Source organism: Kytococcus sp. Marseille-QA3725, from assembly GCF_054950055.1.
Genome location: NZ_JBUCLA010000001.1, coordinates 1,285,056 through 1,300,373, shown reverse-complemented (window position 1 = coordinate 1,300,373; position 15,318 = coordinate 1,285,056). Strand labels below are relative to the sequence as shown.

Sequence of the window (15,318 nt, the reverse complement as noted above, 5' to 3'; positions counted from 1 at the left end):
TGCTCGATAATGAGTTCATGTACGGCAATGACTTCGACGTCCCGGACGAGCCCCTGAACGCCGCCGAGACCAGCGAGTACTCGGACGCGCTGGAGGCGCACTCCGCCGGGGAGATGGACCGCGGTGAGGGGGACGCCGCATACTTCGACGAGCTCATCGCCGCGGACAAGCGCATCGAGCCGCGCGACGACATGCCGCAGGAGTACCGCGACACCCTGATCCGGCAGATCGCCCAGCACGCGCACAGCGAGATCATCGGCATGCAGCCGGAGGGCAACTGGATCACGCGCGCGCCCAGCCTGCGCCGCAAGGCGATCCTCATGGCCAAGGTGCAGGACGAGGCCGGTCACGGCCTGTACCTCTACTCGGCCGCCGAGACGCTCGGCATGGGGCGCGACGAGATGCTGGACCGCCTGCACAGCGGCCGGCAGAAGTACTCCTCGATCTTCAACTACCCGACGCTCACCTGGGCGGACGCCGGTGCGATCGGCTGGCTCGTGGACGGCGCCGCGATCATGAACCAGGTGCCGCTGTGCCGCTGCTCCTACGGTCCCTACGGTCGCGCGATGGTGCGGGTGTGCAAGGAGGAGTCCTTTCACCAGCGCCAGGGGTTCGAGATCCTCTGGGCGCTCATGCAGGGCACCGAAGAGCAGAAGGAGATGGCTCAGGACGCGGTGAACCGCACCTGGTGGCCGGCGCTCATGATGTTCGGCCCGCCGGACACCGGCGAGGCCGCCTCCGGGGGGCACACCGAGCAGTCGATGGCCTGGGGCATCAAGCGCTTCAGCAACGACGACCTGCGGCAGAAGTTCATCGACATGACCGTCCCGCAGGCGCAGAAGCTGGGGCTGACCCTGCCCGACGCCGACCTGCGCTGGAACGCCGAGCGCGGTCACTGGGACTTCGGCGAGATCGACTGGGACGAGTTCTGGCAGGTCGTCAAGGGCAACGGGCCCATGAACGCACCGCGCATCGCGCACCGGGTGCGGGCGCACGAGGAGGGCGCCTGGGTGCGTGAGGCCGCGACGGCCCACGCGGCCAAGCAGGCCCGTGACAACGAGGAGGTGGCCGCATGAGCGAGCAGGCCTGGCCCCTGTGGGAGGTCTTCGTCCGTGCCAAGCGCGGGCTCAACCACACGCACGTCGGGTCGCTGCACGCGCCCGACGCCGAGATGGCGCTGCGCAACGGGCGGGACGTGTACACCCGCCGGGGCGAGGGCGTGTCCGTGTGGGTGGTGAAGGCCGAGGACATCACGGCCAACAGCCCCGACGAGCGCGACAGTTTCTTCGACCCGGCGGCCGACAAGGTGTACCGGCACCCGACCTTCTACGACGTGCCCGAGGACGTGGAGTACCTGTGAGCGGCGAGGACACCACGACGACCGAGGCCACTCCCGGCACCGCCCCGAAGGAGCCGCAGCGCTTCGAGGCCGAGCCCGGCGCCCCGGTGCCCACCACCCCGGAGACGGTCGGGCGTGCGCCCGCCCCTTGGGACGCGGCCGGTGACGCGGCCTCGATGACCGACGAGCAGCTCTCCGCGCGCTACCTGCTGGGCCTGGCCGACGACGCCCTGGTCTACGCGCACCGGCTGGGGGAGTGGATCAGCCGTGCCCCGCAGATCGAGGAGGACATGGCCCTGGGCAACGTCGCCCTGGACCTCGTGGGTCAGGCCCGCACCCTCTACACCCGGGTCGGTGAGCTGGATCCCGCCCTGCTGCCGGGCGTGCAGGAGCTGGCCGAGGACGACCTCGCCTACTTCCGCGAGGAGCGCGAGTTCCGCAACCGCTGGCTGGCGGAGCAGCCCCGGGGCGACTTCGGCCACGAGATGGTGCGGCTCCTGTGGTTCGCGGCGGTGCAGTGCGAGACCCACGCGGCCCTCGTGTGCCTGGAGGGTGCGGACGCCACCGGGGTGGCTGCCTCCCGCAAGGCGCTCAAGGAGGTCGAGTACCACCGCGACCACGCGGCCCAGTGGGTGATCCGCCTCGGCGACGGCACGGAGGAGTCCACCCGCCGCACGAAGGCCGCGCTGGAGGCCGTCGAGCCGTACGTGGCCGAACTGTTCGAGGACGACCCCGTCACCACCGCGGCGGCCGAGCGCGGTCTGGGGGTGCTGCCGAGCAGCGTCCGCGAGGCCGTCGAGGACCTCGTGACCGGTGTGCTGCGCCGCGCCACCCTGGAGCGTCCCGAGGCCGGCCGGTGGTACGCCGCCGGTGGTCGCACCGGCATCCACTCCGAGCACCTGGGCTACCTGCTGGCCGAGATGCAGTCGGTCGCGCGCGCCCACCCCGGCGCGTCGTGGTGACTGCCTCCGGCGCCGCTCCCGGCTCCTCGCGCGCTGCGCGCGAGGAGGTCCTCGCGGCGCTGGAGGCGATCCCGGACCCGGAGATCCCCGTCATCACGCTGGCGGACCTGGGCGTGCTGCGCTCGGTCGAGGCCGACGAGGAGGCCGGGACCGTGACGGTCACCATGACCCCGACCTACTCCGGCTGCCCCGCCATGGAGGTCATGGAGGGGCAGGCCGCCCGCGCGATCGCGCTGCGCGGCTGGGAGCCGGTCGTCCACCGGCAGCTCGATCCGCCGTGGACCACGGACTGGATGACCGAGGCGGGCCGCGAGAAGTTGCGCGCCTTCGGCATCGCGCCCCCGGGGCCTGCACAGCGACCCGACGACGGCGGGGTGGGTCCGGTCGGCCTGCGGCTGCAGGTGCGGCAGGTCGCCTGCCCCGCCTGCGGGTCGAGAGACACCGAGGAGCTCGCCCGCTTCGGCTCCACCGCCTGCAAGGCGCTGCGCCGCTGCCGCGCCTGCCGGGAGCCGTTCGACGAGTTCAAGCCCCTCTGACAGCACCGCCCCTGCACCACCGCGGCCCGGCGGCCGCACCGCCCCGGAGACCGGGGTGCCGAGACAACGCGAGACCAGGAGAGAGATGAGCCCCCTGAACGCCCCCACCCGCCGCCGCGCGACCTTCCACCCGCTGCGGGTGGCCCAGGTGGAGCAGCTGACGGACTCCTCGGCCGCGATCACCTTCGACGTGCCCGAGGAGCTCGCCTCGGAGTTCGTGTTCGAGCCGGGGCAGCACCTCACCCTGCGCGCGGAGATCGACGGGGAGGACGTGCGGCGCTCGTACTCGATCTGCCTGCCGCGCTCCCGGGCGCTGCGTGACCGGCAGGTGCGCGTGGCCGTCTCCCGGGTGCCCGGGGGCGTCATGAGCAACTGGCTGGTCGACGGCGCGCAGGTGGGGGACGAGCTGCAGGTGATGACCCCGATGGGGACCTTCGTGAACCCCTCGCAGCCCGAGGCGGTGCGCCACCACGTGGCCGTCGCGGCGGGCTCCGGCATCACGCCGGTGATGTCCCTGCTGGGGACGCTGCTGGAGGAGGAGCCGAACTCGCGGGCCACCCTGCTCTTCGGCAACCGGCGCACGGACTCGATCATGTTCCTGGAGGAGCTGGCCGACTACAAGAACCTGTACCCCGGCCGGTTTCAGCTGATCAACGTGCTCTCCCGCGAGCCGCAGGAGGTGGAGCTGTTCAACGGTCGCCTCGACAAGGCGCGGCTGGAGCAGATCCTGGACGCCCTCGTGGGCGTCGACTCGGTGGACCATTGGTACCTGTGCGGCCCCTTCGGCATGGTCGAGGACGCCCGGGAGCTGCTCGGGGAGCGTGGGGTCGACGAGGAGGTCGTGCACCACGAGGTCTTCCACGTCGACGACGCGCCGCCGCAGTCCGCGCCGGAGCCGGTGGACACCTCCGCCCCGCCGGAGGCCGTGGTGACCGTCTCGCTGGACGGTCGTCGGGGCGAGGTTCCGATGCCGAGCAAGGACGGCGAGACGATCCTGAACGCCACGCTGCGCGAGCGGCCGGACGCGCCCTTCTCCTGCACCGGCGGCGTCTGCGGCACCTGCCGGGCCAAGGTGCTCGAGGGCGAGGTGCGGATGGACCGCAACTACGCCCTCGAGCCCGACGAGGTGGAGGCCGGCTTCGTCCTGGCCTGCCAGAGCCACCCGGTGACCGACGCCGTGGAGATCGACTTCGACGTCTGATCCGCGGGCGTCCGAGCCGGGCGCCAGCGGCGCGTTCGGGAGCTCAGCGCAGGAGTGCGACGCCCCAGGTGATCGCGACGATCACGCCGGCCAGGACGAAGGTCCAGGCCCACAGCCGGTCCAGGTTCACCCAGTGACTGCGCAGCACCTTCAGCCCGAGCACCTCGTACACCGCCAGCGCCATGACTGCCGAGACCGCCGCCATCGCCAGCGCGTGCACCAGGGCCAGCAGGGCCGCCTGCCACATCGCGCTGCCCAGGGCGAGCGTCAGCCCGTCGGCATCGGGCGCGTTGGCCCCCACCACCACGGGAGCGAGCATCAGTCCGGCTCCCGTGGTCGTGGACATCAGGAACGACCACCAGGTGAGCTCCCAGAAGGACAGGCGCATGCCCACCCAGCGGAAGTGCCGGCGCCGGCCCAGCAGGTAGACACCGAAGACCAGCAGGGCCACGGCCACCACGGCCAGGGCCACCGCGTGGGAGACGGCCCCGGCGAATAGCGCCACCACCAGGGCCGTGGGCAGCACCGAGAGCTCGTGCCCCAGAGCGATCGGGACGATGGCGCCCAGGAGCGCCCGCCGGCTCTTCTGCTGCAGGCCGTAGGAGACCGCGAACAGCCACCCCATGCCGGGGTTGAGCCCGTGGAAGGCCCCCAGCCCGGCGCTGGCCAGCCAGTCGCCGAGGTCGAGCTGGCCGCTCGCGTGCTCGTGCCCGCCGTGGGTGGGCAGGGGAGTCCCCTGCATCGGGGAGGCGCCCGTCATCAGCTGAAGCAGTAGGAGTCACTGGAGGCGTCCCCACCCTGCAGACGGGTCTGGTGCACCCGGTTGCCGCGGAAGTCCTCACCGTGAGGGAAGAAGCGCTCGTCGAGCACCATGCCGCCGTTCTCGGTGTCGATGTCCGCCTTGGCCATCCAGGAGCCGACGCCCTCGGGGTAGAAGTCGTCGTCCCAGGCGCCGTAGAGGCTGTTGGTCCAGTAGACGCGCTTGCCGTCGCGGCTGATCTCCACCATCTGCGGGGCGCCGCGCAACGGCTCGTCCGGGGCCGCCGGGTGGGCCGCGCGGGTGGCGATGCCGCCGAGGCGGATCTCACCGACCTTCACCGGGTTCATCGGGTCGGAGACGTCGAGCTGGATGGCCTGACCGGTGCCCATGCACGAGACGTAGAGGAAGCGGTCGTCCACCGAGAGGTCGATGTCGGTCACCAGCGGCGGGACGGCGCCGAAGGGCTTGAGCAGGTCGGGCAGCACGGACGGGTCGTCCACCGGCTCGGCCGGGATCTCGTAGACCTTCGTCACCTCGAACCGGTCTCCCTCGCGCTGCCAAGCCCAGATGGAGGCCGAGAGGTCCTGGTTGTTGATGCAGATGCCGATGAAGCCGTACTGCTGGTCCGGGTCGTGCGCCGGGCGCAGCTCCAGGGCCATCTGGTTCTCGGCGCCGAAGTCGAAGGTCTGGATGTTCTTGCGGCTGCGCATGTCCCAGAAGTGCAGCTTGTGGCCGTACTTGCCGCCCACGAGGTCCTCGGCCACCACGCCGTTCTCCACCTGGCGCGGGGTGCCCCACTCGCTGGTGATCATGACGTCGTGGTTGATGTGCCACCAGAAGTCGTAGGCCAGGTACTGCTCGCCGCGGTCCTTCTCCCACGGGCCGATCACCTCGAAGGTGTCGTGGTCCAGCAGCGCGATGCCGCCGGGGCCCTCGTCGCCGTCGGCCGAGCCCAGGTTGGTGACGTAGAGGCCCTCGGGTCCGCAGTGGACGGTGTGTGGGCGGGAGTACCCGGTCTTGGCGGTGTACTCCTCCGGCTCGATCGTGTGGGCGATCCGCGGGTTGCGCGGGTCCTCCTTCACGTCGACGAAGTAGATGCGGTTCGAGCGCAGACCCATGAGGATCAGGTAGCGGCGCTCCACGTGGGGGTGCGGGTTGGCCGGGCACAGGGCGGTGGAGCACGCGTTCCACCCGTGGTGGTGCAGCTCGTCGCCGATGTGCGGCATCTCGCCCCAGCCGACGACCTTGCCGTACTCGGCGCTCTCGGGGTCGACGTCGACCACCGCCAGGGCGTCGGCCTGCTCGGCGCCGTCGAACTGGAAGGTGGCCACGTACGCGAGCTTCTCGGCGGGCGCCTCGGCAGCCATCGCGGGGGAGGGGTAGAGGCTGTCGTCGGGCTTCCACGAGGTCTTGGGCACTGCGCTCTCCAACATGCTGAGGGATGATTGATTCGGAAAGTAAGTGTTACATGTCGGGGTGAGTGCTTCGGCATCCGGCCGCTGTGATCTGCGGCACCAGGGCGTGCGAGCCTGACGGGATGCGCTTCAGCGAGGTCGACGTCTTCTGCACCGGGCCCTTGACGGGCAACGGACTGGCCGTGGTGCACGGCGCCGACGGGCTGCGGGACGAGCAGCTGCGTGCCATCGCCCGGTGGACGCAGTTCTCCGAGACGGCCTTCCTGTTGGATCCCACCGATCCCGCGGCGGACTACCGGGTCCGCATCCTCACGCCGGAGGTCGAGTACCCCTTCGCCGGGCACCCCACGCTGGGTGCGGCGCACGCGTGGCTGGCGGCCGGGGGTGTGCCGCAGGATGCGCACGTGGTCGTGCAGGAGTGCGGGGCAGCAACGGGCCGCAGTGGGCCCTGGTGGAGCTCGAGGGCGCCGACGCGGTCCGCGCCGTGCGAGGTTCACTCGTCGGTACCGGTCTGCGGGCGGGGCTCGTCGGTCTGGAGCAGGACCCCGCCGCGGGTGTCGCCTACGAGGTGCGCGCCCTCACGCAGGTGCACGAGGACGCGGTCACCGGCAGCCTCAACGCCTCGGTCGCGCAGTGGATGCGGGAACGCGGGCGGGTGCCCGAGCGCTACGTCGCGGCCCAGGGGAGCCGGGTGGGGCGGGCAGGGCGCATCGAGGTCCACGACGACGGTCAGGACGTCTGGATCGGTGGCCGCTGCGTCACCCGGGTGACCGGGGAGCTGCGGACGGACTGATGGGGTGGGCTGCGCCGACTCAGCCCCGGCGGTACTCCACGATGTCGAAGCCCTCACCCGGGCGGCGGGAGGTCTCCCGCCACTCCGGCCCGATCTCGGGGAAGAAGGTGTCGGCGTCCTGCGGGGACTGCCGCACCTCCGTGATGACGAGTCGGCCGGCGTGGGGGAGGGCCTCACGGAATACGCCCTCGCCGCCGAGGACGAACACCTCACCGTCACCGGCCATGAGCAGCGCCTCGGCCCAGGAACGGGCCACGAGCACCTGCGGGAACCGGGGGCCGGCCTCGCGCTCGCAGGGGTCGATCGGCCCGCCGGGCAGCCAGTCGGTGTCGCGGGTCATGACGATGGTGGTGCGCCCCGGCAGCGGACGGCCGATGGACTCGAAGGTCCGCCGGCCCATGATCATCGCGCCGCCGAGGGTGGTGTCCTTGAAGTGCTTGAGGTCGCCAGGCAGGTGCCAGGGCAGCTGCCCGTCCCGGCCGATGGCGCGGTTCTCTCCGACGGCGACGACCAGGGTGAGGGATTGCTCGAAGCCACGGGTGGTCATCGCGGGCACGGCCGACAGGTCCAGGGATGCGGTGCTCGTGGGGGAGTGCGCCGCCTCGCCGCTGCCGTCCAGCAGCCCCAGCGCTTGTGCCTCGTGGGGGACGGTGCGCTCCGGCAGGTCCGCCAGCGGCCACCAGCGCAGGTCGACGGCCTTGTCGGCCTCCATCAGCCGTGGCTCGCCGGACCAGTCGCGTGCGAGCACGAAGAAGTCCAGGCGCTCCTCCAGCGGGGAGGAGATCGCGATGTGGCGGTGCAGTGAGGTCAGCGGCTGCAGCTCCTCCTCTGCGATCTCGATGCCGAGCTCCTCACGGGCTTCGCGGGCGGCGGTCTGCAGCATCGACTCACCGGCCTCCACGTGCCCGGCGGCCCCGCACGCCCACCAGCCGTCCATGTACCCGGTGCCGCGGCGCAGCTGCAGCAGCACCTCGGGTCCGGAGGCGCCGTCGCGCAGCATGACGACGTAGGAGGACGGGACGACCTGGAAGCGCGGGGAGGGCATGGGATGAGTCTCGCAGGTGCCGGCGCGGCGAGGAGTGATCGCTCAGACCGCGATGGGGGCCTTGATGGCCGGGTGCGGGTCGTAGCCGTGGAAGGTCACGTCGTCCAGGTCGAAGGCGTCGAGCTGTCGGACCTGCGGGTTGAGCTCCAGCCGGGGGAGCGGGCGCGGCTCGCGCACGAGCTGCTCGCGGGCCTGCTCGACGTGGTTGGCGTACAGGTGCAGGTCGCCGAAGGTGTGCACGAAGTCGCCGACCTCCAGGTCGGTCACGTGGGCCACCATGTGGGTCAGGAGCGCGTAGGACGCGATGTTGAAGGGCACGCCCAGGAAGACGTCGGCGCTGCGCTGGTACAGCTGGCAGCTCAGGCGCCCCTGCGCGACGTGGAACTGGAACATCGTGTGGCACGGCGGCAGGGCCATCTCGTCCACCTCGGCCGGGTTCCAGGCACTCACGACGTGGCGGCGCGAGGCGGGGTTGGCTCGGATCGCCTCGACGACCTTCGCGATCTGGTCGATGCTGTCGCCGTCGGGTGCCGGCCAGGAGCGCCACTGCGCCCCGTAGACCGGTCCGAGCTCGCCGTCGGAGTCGGCCCACTCGTCCCAGATGTGGATGTCCCGCTCCTGCAGCCAGCGCACGTTCGTGTCGCCGCGCAGGAACCACAGCAGCTCGCCGACCACGCCCTTGCGGTACACCCGCTTGGTCGTCAGCAGCGGGAAGCCCTCCCGCAGGTCGAACCGGGTCTGCCGACCGAACACGGCCAGCGTGCCCACGCCCGTGCGGTCGTCGGTGGGCGTGCCGTTCTCCAGGACGTCGGTCAGCAGGTCGAGGTACTGGCGCATGGGGCAGATTGTCCCCCGTCGCGGGCGGGGTGGTGACGGGCGGGGTCGACCTCGTGAACCCCTGGCTGTGACCGGGCCGCAGGGCGCCCACAGCGAGGACTAGGGTCATCGCCTGTGACTCACCCCACCACCTCCGACGTCGCCCTCCGTGACACCCGGGTGCTCTGGCACCCGTACTCCGTGCGTTCCGGGGCCGTCCCGCCCCGCGAGGTCGTCGGCGCCGAGGGCTGCCGGATCCACCTGGCCGACGGCACACGGCCCCTCGATGCGATGGCCTCCTGGTGGTGCATGGTCCACGGCTACCGGCACCCGGAGCTCGACGCCGCGCTGCACGCCCAGGTGGACCGGTTCAGCCACGTGATGTTCGGCGGCCTGACGCACGCCCCGGCCGTCGAGCTCGCCGAGCGGCTGGTCGACATGGCCCCCGACGCTCTGCGCCACGTGTTCCTGGCCGACTCCGGCTCGGTCTCGGTGGAGGTGGCCCTGAAGGTCTGCGCCCAGGTGCAGCTCGGTCGGGGTCGCACCGGGCGGAACCGGATGCTCACCGTGGCCGGTGGGTACCACGGCGACACCCTGGCGCCGATGGGCGTGTGCGACCCCGACAACGGCATGCACGGGATGTTCCGCGGCACGCTCACCGAGCACGTCTTCGCCCCGCGCCCGCCGCTGTGGCGGGAGACCTCGCTGGCGGCGGGCCGGGACGCCGCCGAGCCCGTGAGTGGCACTGACCCGGCCGAGGCCGCCGGTGCCGAGCTCGCTGCCTGGGCCGAGGAGACCCGTCGGCTGGCTGCCGAGCACGCGCACGAGCTGGCCGGCATCGTCGTCGAGCCGGTCCTGCAGGGCGCCGGTGGGATGCGGGCCTACGACCCACGCGCCCTCCACGTGCTCCGGCAGATCGCCGACGAGCACGACCTGGTGCTGGTGTTCGACGAGATCGCCACCGCCTTCGGGCGCACCGGAACGCTCTTCGGCGCCGACCACGCCGAGGCCGTCGACCCGGTCGCGGGCCCGGTGGTGCCCGACGTGCTCTGCGTCGGCAAGGCGCTCACCGGCGGCTACCTCACCCTCGCGGCGGTCCTGGCCACCGACGAGGTCGCCGAGGCCGTCGACGCCACCGGGGCGCTCATGCACGGCCCCACCTTCATGGGCAACCCGCTGGCCTGCGCCGCGGCGAACGCGAGTCTCGACATCATCGGCCGCGGCACGTGGCGGACGCAGGTGCCCGCCGTCGGGGCGACGCTGCGCGAGCACCTCGCACCGGCCCTGGACCTGCCCGGAATCCGCGACGTGCGAGTGCTCGGCGCGGTCGGCGTCCTCGAGGCGGCCGCCCCGGTCGACCTGCCGATCGTCACCGAGGCCGCGCTGGCCCACGACGTGTGGGTGCGCCCCTTCGGGCCGCTCGTCTACACGATGCCGCCGTACGTCGCCACGCCCGAGGAGGTCGCCACCATCGCCGACGGGATGGTGGCCGCCGTCGCCGAGGCGGTCGGCCGGTGAGCTGGTCGGAGCACCTGCAGCGGGCGGCGGCGGTGCGCGAGCGGCGAGGGCTGACCAGGCGCCCACGGGTTCGCGACCCGCGCATGATCGACCTGGCCGGCAACGACTACCTGGGGCTGGCGCGGGACGAGCGCGTCCTCGCCGGTGCCCGGGAGGCGCTGGCCGAGCACGGGGCGGGTGCCACCGCCTCCCGCCTGGTGAGCGGCACGACCCCGGCCCACGCGGCGTTGGAGACCGAGCTCGCCGACTGGTGCGGCACCGAGCGGGGACTGGTGCTCTCCAGTGGGTACCTCGCCAACCTCGCCGCCGTCACCGCGCTCGCGGACCGGGGGACCCTGATGGTGGCTGACGCCCGGGTGCACGCCTCCCTGCACGACGCGCTGCGCCTGTGCCGTGGCCGGGTGGAGATGGTGCCCCACGGCGACCTCGAGGCCGTGCGCACGGCCCTGGCGGAGCGCACCGAGCCGCGGGCGATGGTGGCCGTGGAGTCCGTCGACTCGGTCACGGGGGAGACCACCGACCTCGCCGGGCTCGCGGAGGTCTGCCGCGGGGCCGGTGCACTGCTGCTGGTGGACGAGGCCCACGGACTCGGCGTCACCGGCGCCGGCCGTGGCTCCACCGCCGGGGCGGGTCTGGCCGATGACCCGGATGTGGTGCAGGTCGTGACCCTCTCCAAGGCCCTGGGTAGCCAGGGCGGGGCCGTCCTCGGTGCCCCGGCGGTCATCGAGCACCTGGCGGCCACGGCCCGCCCGTTCATCTACGACACGGCGCTCGCGCCGGCCTCGGTGGGGGCGGCCCGGGCGGCACTGGGGGTGCTGCGTGCCGAGCCGGAGCGGGTGGAGCGGCTGCACACCGTCCGTGCCCGTCTCACCTCGGCGCTGGGGGTGGTGGCCGGACCCGGTGCGGCGGCGGACCGGCGGCCGGGTGCCGTCATCGCCCGCGAGGCACCGGACCCCGCCACGGCCCTGGCCTGGCAGGCGCAGTGCGCCCGGGACGGTGTGGCGGTCGGCTGCTTCCGGCCGCCGTCGGTGCCCGACGGGGTCTCCCGGTTGCGGGTCACCGCATCGGCCGGCCTGGACGACGACGCGCTCGCCCGCGCGGAGGCGGTGCTCGCCTCGCTGCCGGGTGCGGCGCAGGACCCCGCGGAGCACCGGGAGCCCGTGGAGCAGCAGGACCCCGTGGGCACATCGACAGGAGGAGAGGCATGAGCGCGCGCGTGCTGGTGGTGACCGGGACGGACACCGAGGTCGGCAAGACGGTGGTGACCGCTGCGCTCGTCTCACGGGCCCTCGACGCCGGCCTGCGGGTGCACCTGCACAAGGCGACCCAGACCGGTGTCGCCCCCGGGGAGGAGGGGGACGTGCAGACCGTGCAGTGCCTCCTGGGGGACCCGTCCGAGCTGGAGGTCTCCGAGGGCGTCCGCCTGCCCGAGCCGTTGGCCCCGGCGACCGCGGCGCGCCGGGCCGGGGTGACTGCGCCGACCGTGGCCGAGCACGTCGCCCGGGTGGTGGCGCTCGCAGCCGACCCGGGGAACGACCTGGTGGTGGTCGAGGGGGCCGGTGGGCTGCTGGTGGAGGCCGATGCGGAGGGCGGCACCCTGCGTGATCTCGTGCGGCAGCTCGTCGAGGCCGATGTCGAGGCCGGCGCCGACGTCGGTGGCGTCGCGGTCGAGACCGTCGTCGTGGCGCGGGCCGGGCTCGGCACGCTCAACCACGCCGCGCTCACCGTCGAGGCGCTCGGGGACCTGCCCGTGGCCGGCCTCGTCGTCGGGGCCGCGTCGACCGACCCGGACCTGGCCGAGCGGTGCAACCGCCGGGACCTGCCCCGGGTGACCGGTCGGCCGGTGCTGGGGGAGGTGCCCGCAGGGGCCGGTGCGCTCGACCCGGTCGCCTTCCGTCAGGGAGCCCGGGAGTGGGTGCGTCTACCGTGAGCCGGTGCCCGGTGCGCCTGCACGACGGCGTGCCCACCGCCGTCGATCCGGGCCTCGGCACCGCCGTCCTGCTCGACCCGGGCACGTGGAGCCCCGCCGGGGCGATGGTGGCCCACCGCCGCCTGTGCCCCGCGGCGCTGCGGGTGCTGGCCCGGGTGGGCTTCGCGCTGCCGCCGGCGCTGGCCAACAACGACGGGCCCGACCACCCGCGTCTGCGGGCCGCGGTGGCCCCGCTCATGGACGCCGCGGCGGTGCGACGGTGGCGGCCCCGCATCGCCGAGCTCGCCCAGCAAGGAGCGCTGCGGGCCCGTGACCTGCTGGATCGCGACGGGGAGGTGGACCTGGCGACCACCGGCCCCGGGGAGCTGCCGCTGGCCGTGATGGTGGAGATGCTCGGGGTGGGGCCGCGGATCCCGGTCGAGCTGCTGCGCACGAGCGCCGCCCCGGCCCTGGAGCTCTTCTGGGGGACGTCCACCGACGAGCGGCAGGTCGAGCTGGCAGCGCACTGCGCGGAGCTGTACGCGGCCATCCGCGCCGAGCTGCGGGCGGTGCGGGCAGCGTCGCACCGGGGTGGGGCGAACCAGGAGAGACCACAGCAGGACGGACTCCTGCCCCGCTTGGCCGAGGCGACTCCAGACGACCGGGTCGTCGCCTCGGCGGCCTTCTTCACCCTCGTGGCCGGGCACGAGACGACCCGCTGGCTGCTCGCCGGCATCCTGCACCGGGCCGCAGGCGACCCGCAGGAGTGGGCCCGCCTCTCGGCCAGCCCGCGGCAGGTGGTCGAGGAGGCGCTCGCGCACCACTCGTCCGTGCCGCGGTGGAGGCGTCGTGCCGCCACCGACGCGCGTCTGGGCCCGGAGGACGAGGGGGTGAAGGTCGCGGCCGGGGAGACGGTGGCCGTCGAGCTCACCGGGGTCGGGCGCCCGGGGGCCTTCGCCTTCGGGGTCGGAGCACACCGCTGTCTGGGCGCGCCCCTGGCCCGCGCGGAGGCCGAGGAGGTCGTGGCGGCCGTGGGTGCCGTCCTCGCTGCGGTCGAGCTGCGCGGTGAGGCGCCACCGGTGGACCTCTTCTCCTTCGCGGCGCCCGGTGCGGTCCGGGTCGGCGCGCCCCGGCGCGGTTGACCCCTGCGGTTCCGAGTACCGTGGGTGCCGTGCGCGGTCCCAGAGACACCGGCCGGGTCCCGGCCCGACGCGCCCCAGAGTTTCCCTGCCCACGAGCCACGGCATCGATGACCGGTGGCGGGCACCCACGAACGATTGACCACACGACCCCGGACGAAGGAACCACATGACACCTCGCGCGATGCTGACCGAGCCCCCCAAGCTGCCGAAGAACGGCGTCCGCGTCGTCGCCCTCGGCGGACTGGGCGAGGTCGGGCGCAACATGACCGTGATCGAGTACGGCGGCAAGCTGCTGATCGTCGACTGCGGTGTGCTCTTCCCCGACGACGCGCAGCAGCCCGGCGTCGACCTGATCCTCCCGGACTTCCAGTACCTGGACGACCGGTGGGACGACGTCGTCGCCCTGGTGCTCACCCACGGCCACGAGGACCACATCGGCGCCGTGCCCTACCTGCTCAAGAACAAGCCCGACATCCCGGTCGTCGGCTCCAAGCTGACGCTCGCGCTGATCGAGGCGAAGTGCAAGGAGCACAAGATCACCCCGCGCACCCTGACCGTGCGCGAGGACGACATCGAGAACTTCGGCAAGTTCGAGTGCGAGTTCGTCGCGGTGAACCACTCCATCCCGGACGCCCTCGCGGTGTTCGTGCACACCCCCGGCGGCACGCTGCTGCTCACCGGTGACTTCAAGATGGACCAGCTGCCGCTGGACGGTCGCATCACCGACCTGCGGGCCTTCGCCCGACTGGGTGAGGAGGGCGTGGACCTCTTCCTCACCGACTCGACCAACGCGGACGTGCCCGGCTTCACCACCCCCGAGCGCAACATCGCCCCGGCCATCGAGCGGGTCTTCGCCAAGTCCGACCGACGCATCATCGCCGCCTGCTTCAGCTCCCACGTGCACCGTGTGCAGCAGGTGCTCGACGCCGCGGCATCGACCGGGCGCAAGGTGGCGTTCGTCGGTCGCTCGATGATCCGCAACATGGGCATCGCCTCGGACCTGGGCTACCTCGACGTGCCGGACAACGTGCTGGTGGACGTGCGGAAGCTGGCCAAGCTGCCCCCGCACCAGGTGGTGCTCATCTGCACCGGGTCGCAGGGCGAGCCGATGGCCGCGCTGAGCCGCATGGCCAACCAGGACCACCAGATCGAGGTGGAGGAGGGCGACACCGTCCTCCTGGCCAGCTCGCTCATCCCCGGCAACGAGAAGTCGGTCTACAAGGTCATCAACGGCCTCATGAAGCTCGGTGCCAACGTGGTGCACAAGGGCAACGCGATGGTGCACGTCTCCGGCCACGCCAGTGCCGGTGAGCTGCTGTACACCTACAACATCGTGCAGCCGAAGAACGTCATGCCGATCCACGGCGAGTGGCGCCACCTGCTGGCCAACGCGGAGCTTGCCAAGCAGACCGGCATCCCGGACGAGAACGTCGTCGTGGCCGAGGACGGCGTCGTCGTCGACCTCGTGGACGGGCAGGCGAAGATCGTCGGCCAGGTCCCGGCGGCGCACGTGTACGTGGACGGCGGCAACGTCGGCACCTCCGACGAGGAGCTGCTCAAGGACCGCCGCATCCTGCGCGACGAGGGCTTCGTGTCCATCGTCGTGGTGCGCGACCCGGAGACCGGCAAGATCCTGTCCGGCCCGGACGTGCACGCCCGCGGCGTCTCCGAGGGCGAGAAGATCCTGCAGCGCGCCGTGCCGAAGGTGGAGCAGGCCCTGGAGGAGGCCCGCCTGAAGGGCACCACCGACGTGCACCAGCTGCAGCAGGTCGTTCGCCGCGCGATGGGCGGCTACATCGGCGGCAAGCTGAAGCGTCGCCCGATGATCATCCCGGTGGTCATCAACGCCTGATCCCCGTCACGAAGGGCCCCGCTGCGGCGG

At 72.6% G+C, this 15,318-nt stretch carries 15 protein-coding genes and 1 pseudogene; 12 read left to right on the top strand and 4 right to left on the bottom strand.

The annotated features are described in order from the left end of the window. The first annotated feature begins 17 nt into the window (after nt 1-17). The 5 genes from paaA to paaE all read left to right on the top strand — a co-directional run bounded on the left by paaA (nt 18) and on the right by paaE (nt 4,038). Nucleotides 18-1,076, top strand: coding sequence for a 1,2-phenylacetyl-CoA epoxidase subunit PaaA (gene paaA, locus ACY8FT_RS05975; RefSeq protein WP_462417993.1), 1,059 nt, complete (start codon nt 18-20; stop codon nt 1,074-1,076). Next, on the top strand, nt 1,073-1,360 hold the full coding sequence (gene paaB, locus ACY8FT_RS05970; protein WP_462417992.1) for a 1,2-phenylacetyl-CoA epoxidase subunit PaaB: 288 nt from the start codon (nt 1,073-1,075) through the stop codon (nt 1,358-1,360). Before paaA ends, paaB begins: the two co-directional genes overlap by 4 nt. After that, nucleotides 1,357-2,301, top strand: coding sequence for a 1,2-phenylacetyl-CoA epoxidase subunit PaaC (paaC, locus tag ACY8FT_RS05965; protein WP_462417991.1), 945 nt, complete (start codon nt 1,357-1,359; stop codon nt 2,299-2,301). Before paaB ends, paaC begins: the two co-directional genes overlap by 4 nt. Beyond that, a complete protein-coding gene (paaD, locus tag ACY8FT_RS05960) occupies nt 2,295-2,837 on the top strand; it encodes a 1,2-phenylacetyl-CoA epoxidase subunit PaaD (RefSeq protein ID WP_462417990.1) in 543 nt (180 codons plus the stop codon). The genes paaC and paaD overlap by 7 nt, the downstream gene beginning before the upstream one ends. Nucleotides 2,838-2,922: 85 nt before the next feature. Then, nucleotides 2,923-4,038 (top strand): 1,2-phenylacetyl-CoA epoxidase subunit PaaE, encoded by a 1,116-nt coding sequence (gene paaE, locus ACY8FT_RS05955; protein WP_462417989.1) that lies wholly within the window; start codon nt 2,923-2,925, stop codon nt 4,036-4,038. A 43-nt stretch (nt 4,039-4,081) separates the two neighbouring features. Here the strand turns inward: paaE and ACY8FT_RS05950 are convergent, their stop codons facing one another. Continuing rightward, the gene (locus ACY8FT_RS05950) at nt 4,082-4,798 is read right to left on the bottom strand and encodes a hypothetical protein (RefSeq protein WP_462417988.1); all 717 of its coding nucleotides are present in this window, start codon (nt 4,796-4,798) and stop codon (nt 4,082-4,084) included. Then, entirely contained in the window at nt 4,798-6,231 is a 1,434-nt protein-coding gene (locus tag ACY8FT_RS05945; RefSeq protein WP_462417987.1) for a selenium-binding protein SBP56-related protein, read from the bottom strand. The genes ACY8FT_RS05950 and ACY8FT_RS05945 overlap by 1 nt, the downstream gene beginning before the upstream one ends. A gap of 104 nt (nt 6,232-6,335) precedes the next feature. Between ACY8FT_RS05945 and ACY8FT_RS05940 the strand changes: the two are divergent. Both ACY8FT_RS05940 and ACY8FT_RS05935 read left to right on the top strand, forming a co-directional pair. After that, nucleotides 6,336-6,581, top strand: a pseudogene (locus ACY8FT_RS05940) (PhzF family phenazine biosynthesis protein); the annotation flags it as partial. A gap of 50 nt (nt 6,582-6,631) precedes the next feature. Continuing rightward, the gene (locus ACY8FT_RS05935) at nt 6,632-7,006 is read left to right on the top strand and encodes a PhzF family phenazine biosynthesis protein (protein ID WP_462417986.1); all 375 of its coding nucleotides are present in this window, start codon (nt 6,632-6,634) and stop codon (nt 7,004-7,006) included. Between the two features lie 19 nt (nt 7,007-7,025). On the opposite strand, the gene ACY8FT_RS05930 is transcribed toward ACY8FT_RS05935, so the two are convergent. Further along, on the bottom strand, nt 7,026-8,051 hold the full coding sequence (locus ACY8FT_RS05930) for a dihydrofolate reductase (RefSeq protein ID WP_462417985.1): 1,026 nt from the start codon (nt 8,049-8,051) through the stop codon (nt 7,026-7,028). Nucleotides 8,052-8,093: 42 nt separating this feature from the next. Next, entirely contained in the window at nt 8,094-8,888 is a 795-nt protein-coding gene (locus tag ACY8FT_RS05925) for a thymidylate synthase (RefSeq protein WP_462417984.1), read from the bottom strand. Nucleotides 8,889-9,002: 114 nt separating this feature from the next. Between ACY8FT_RS05925 and bioA the strand changes: the two genes are divergently transcribed. From bioA to ACY8FT_RS05900, 5 genes are all read left to right on the top strand, one after another. Next, on the top strand, nt 9,003-10,385 hold the full coding sequence (bioA, locus tag ACY8FT_RS05920; protein WP_462417983.1) for an adenosylmethionine--8-amino-7-oxononanoate transaminase: 1,383 nt from the start codon (nt 9,003-9,005) through the stop codon (nt 10,383-10,385). Then, nucleotides 10,382-11,593: an 8-amino-7-oxononanoate synthase gene (locus ACY8FT_RS05915; RefSeq protein WP_462417982.1), complete on the top strand. Its 1,212-nt coding sequence runs from the start codon at nt 10,382-10,384 to the stop codon at nt 11,591-11,593. Before bioA ends, ACY8FT_RS05915 begins: the two co-directional genes overlap by 4 nt. Then, entirely contained in the window at nt 11,590-12,315 is a 726-nt protein-coding gene (gene bioD / locus ACY8FT_RS05910) for a dethiobiotin synthase (protein ID WP_462417981.1), read from the top strand. The genes ACY8FT_RS05915 and bioD overlap by 4 nt, the downstream gene beginning before the upstream one ends. 11 nt (nt 12,316-12,326) lie before the next feature. Then, nucleotides 12,327-13,436: a cytochrome P450 family protein gene (locus tag ACY8FT_RS05905; protein WP_462417980.1), complete on the top strand. Its 1,110-nt coding sequence runs from the start codon at nt 12,327-12,329 to the stop codon at nt 13,434-13,436. A 181-nt stretch (nt 13,437-13,617) separates the two neighbouring features. Beyond that, the gene (locus ACY8FT_RS05900) at nt 13,618-15,288 is read left to right on the top strand and encodes a ribonuclease J (protein WP_462417979.1); all 1,671 of its coding nucleotides are present in this window, start codon (nt 13,618-13,620) and stop codon (nt 15,286-15,288) included. Nucleotides 15,289-15,318: the final 30 nt, after the last annotated feature.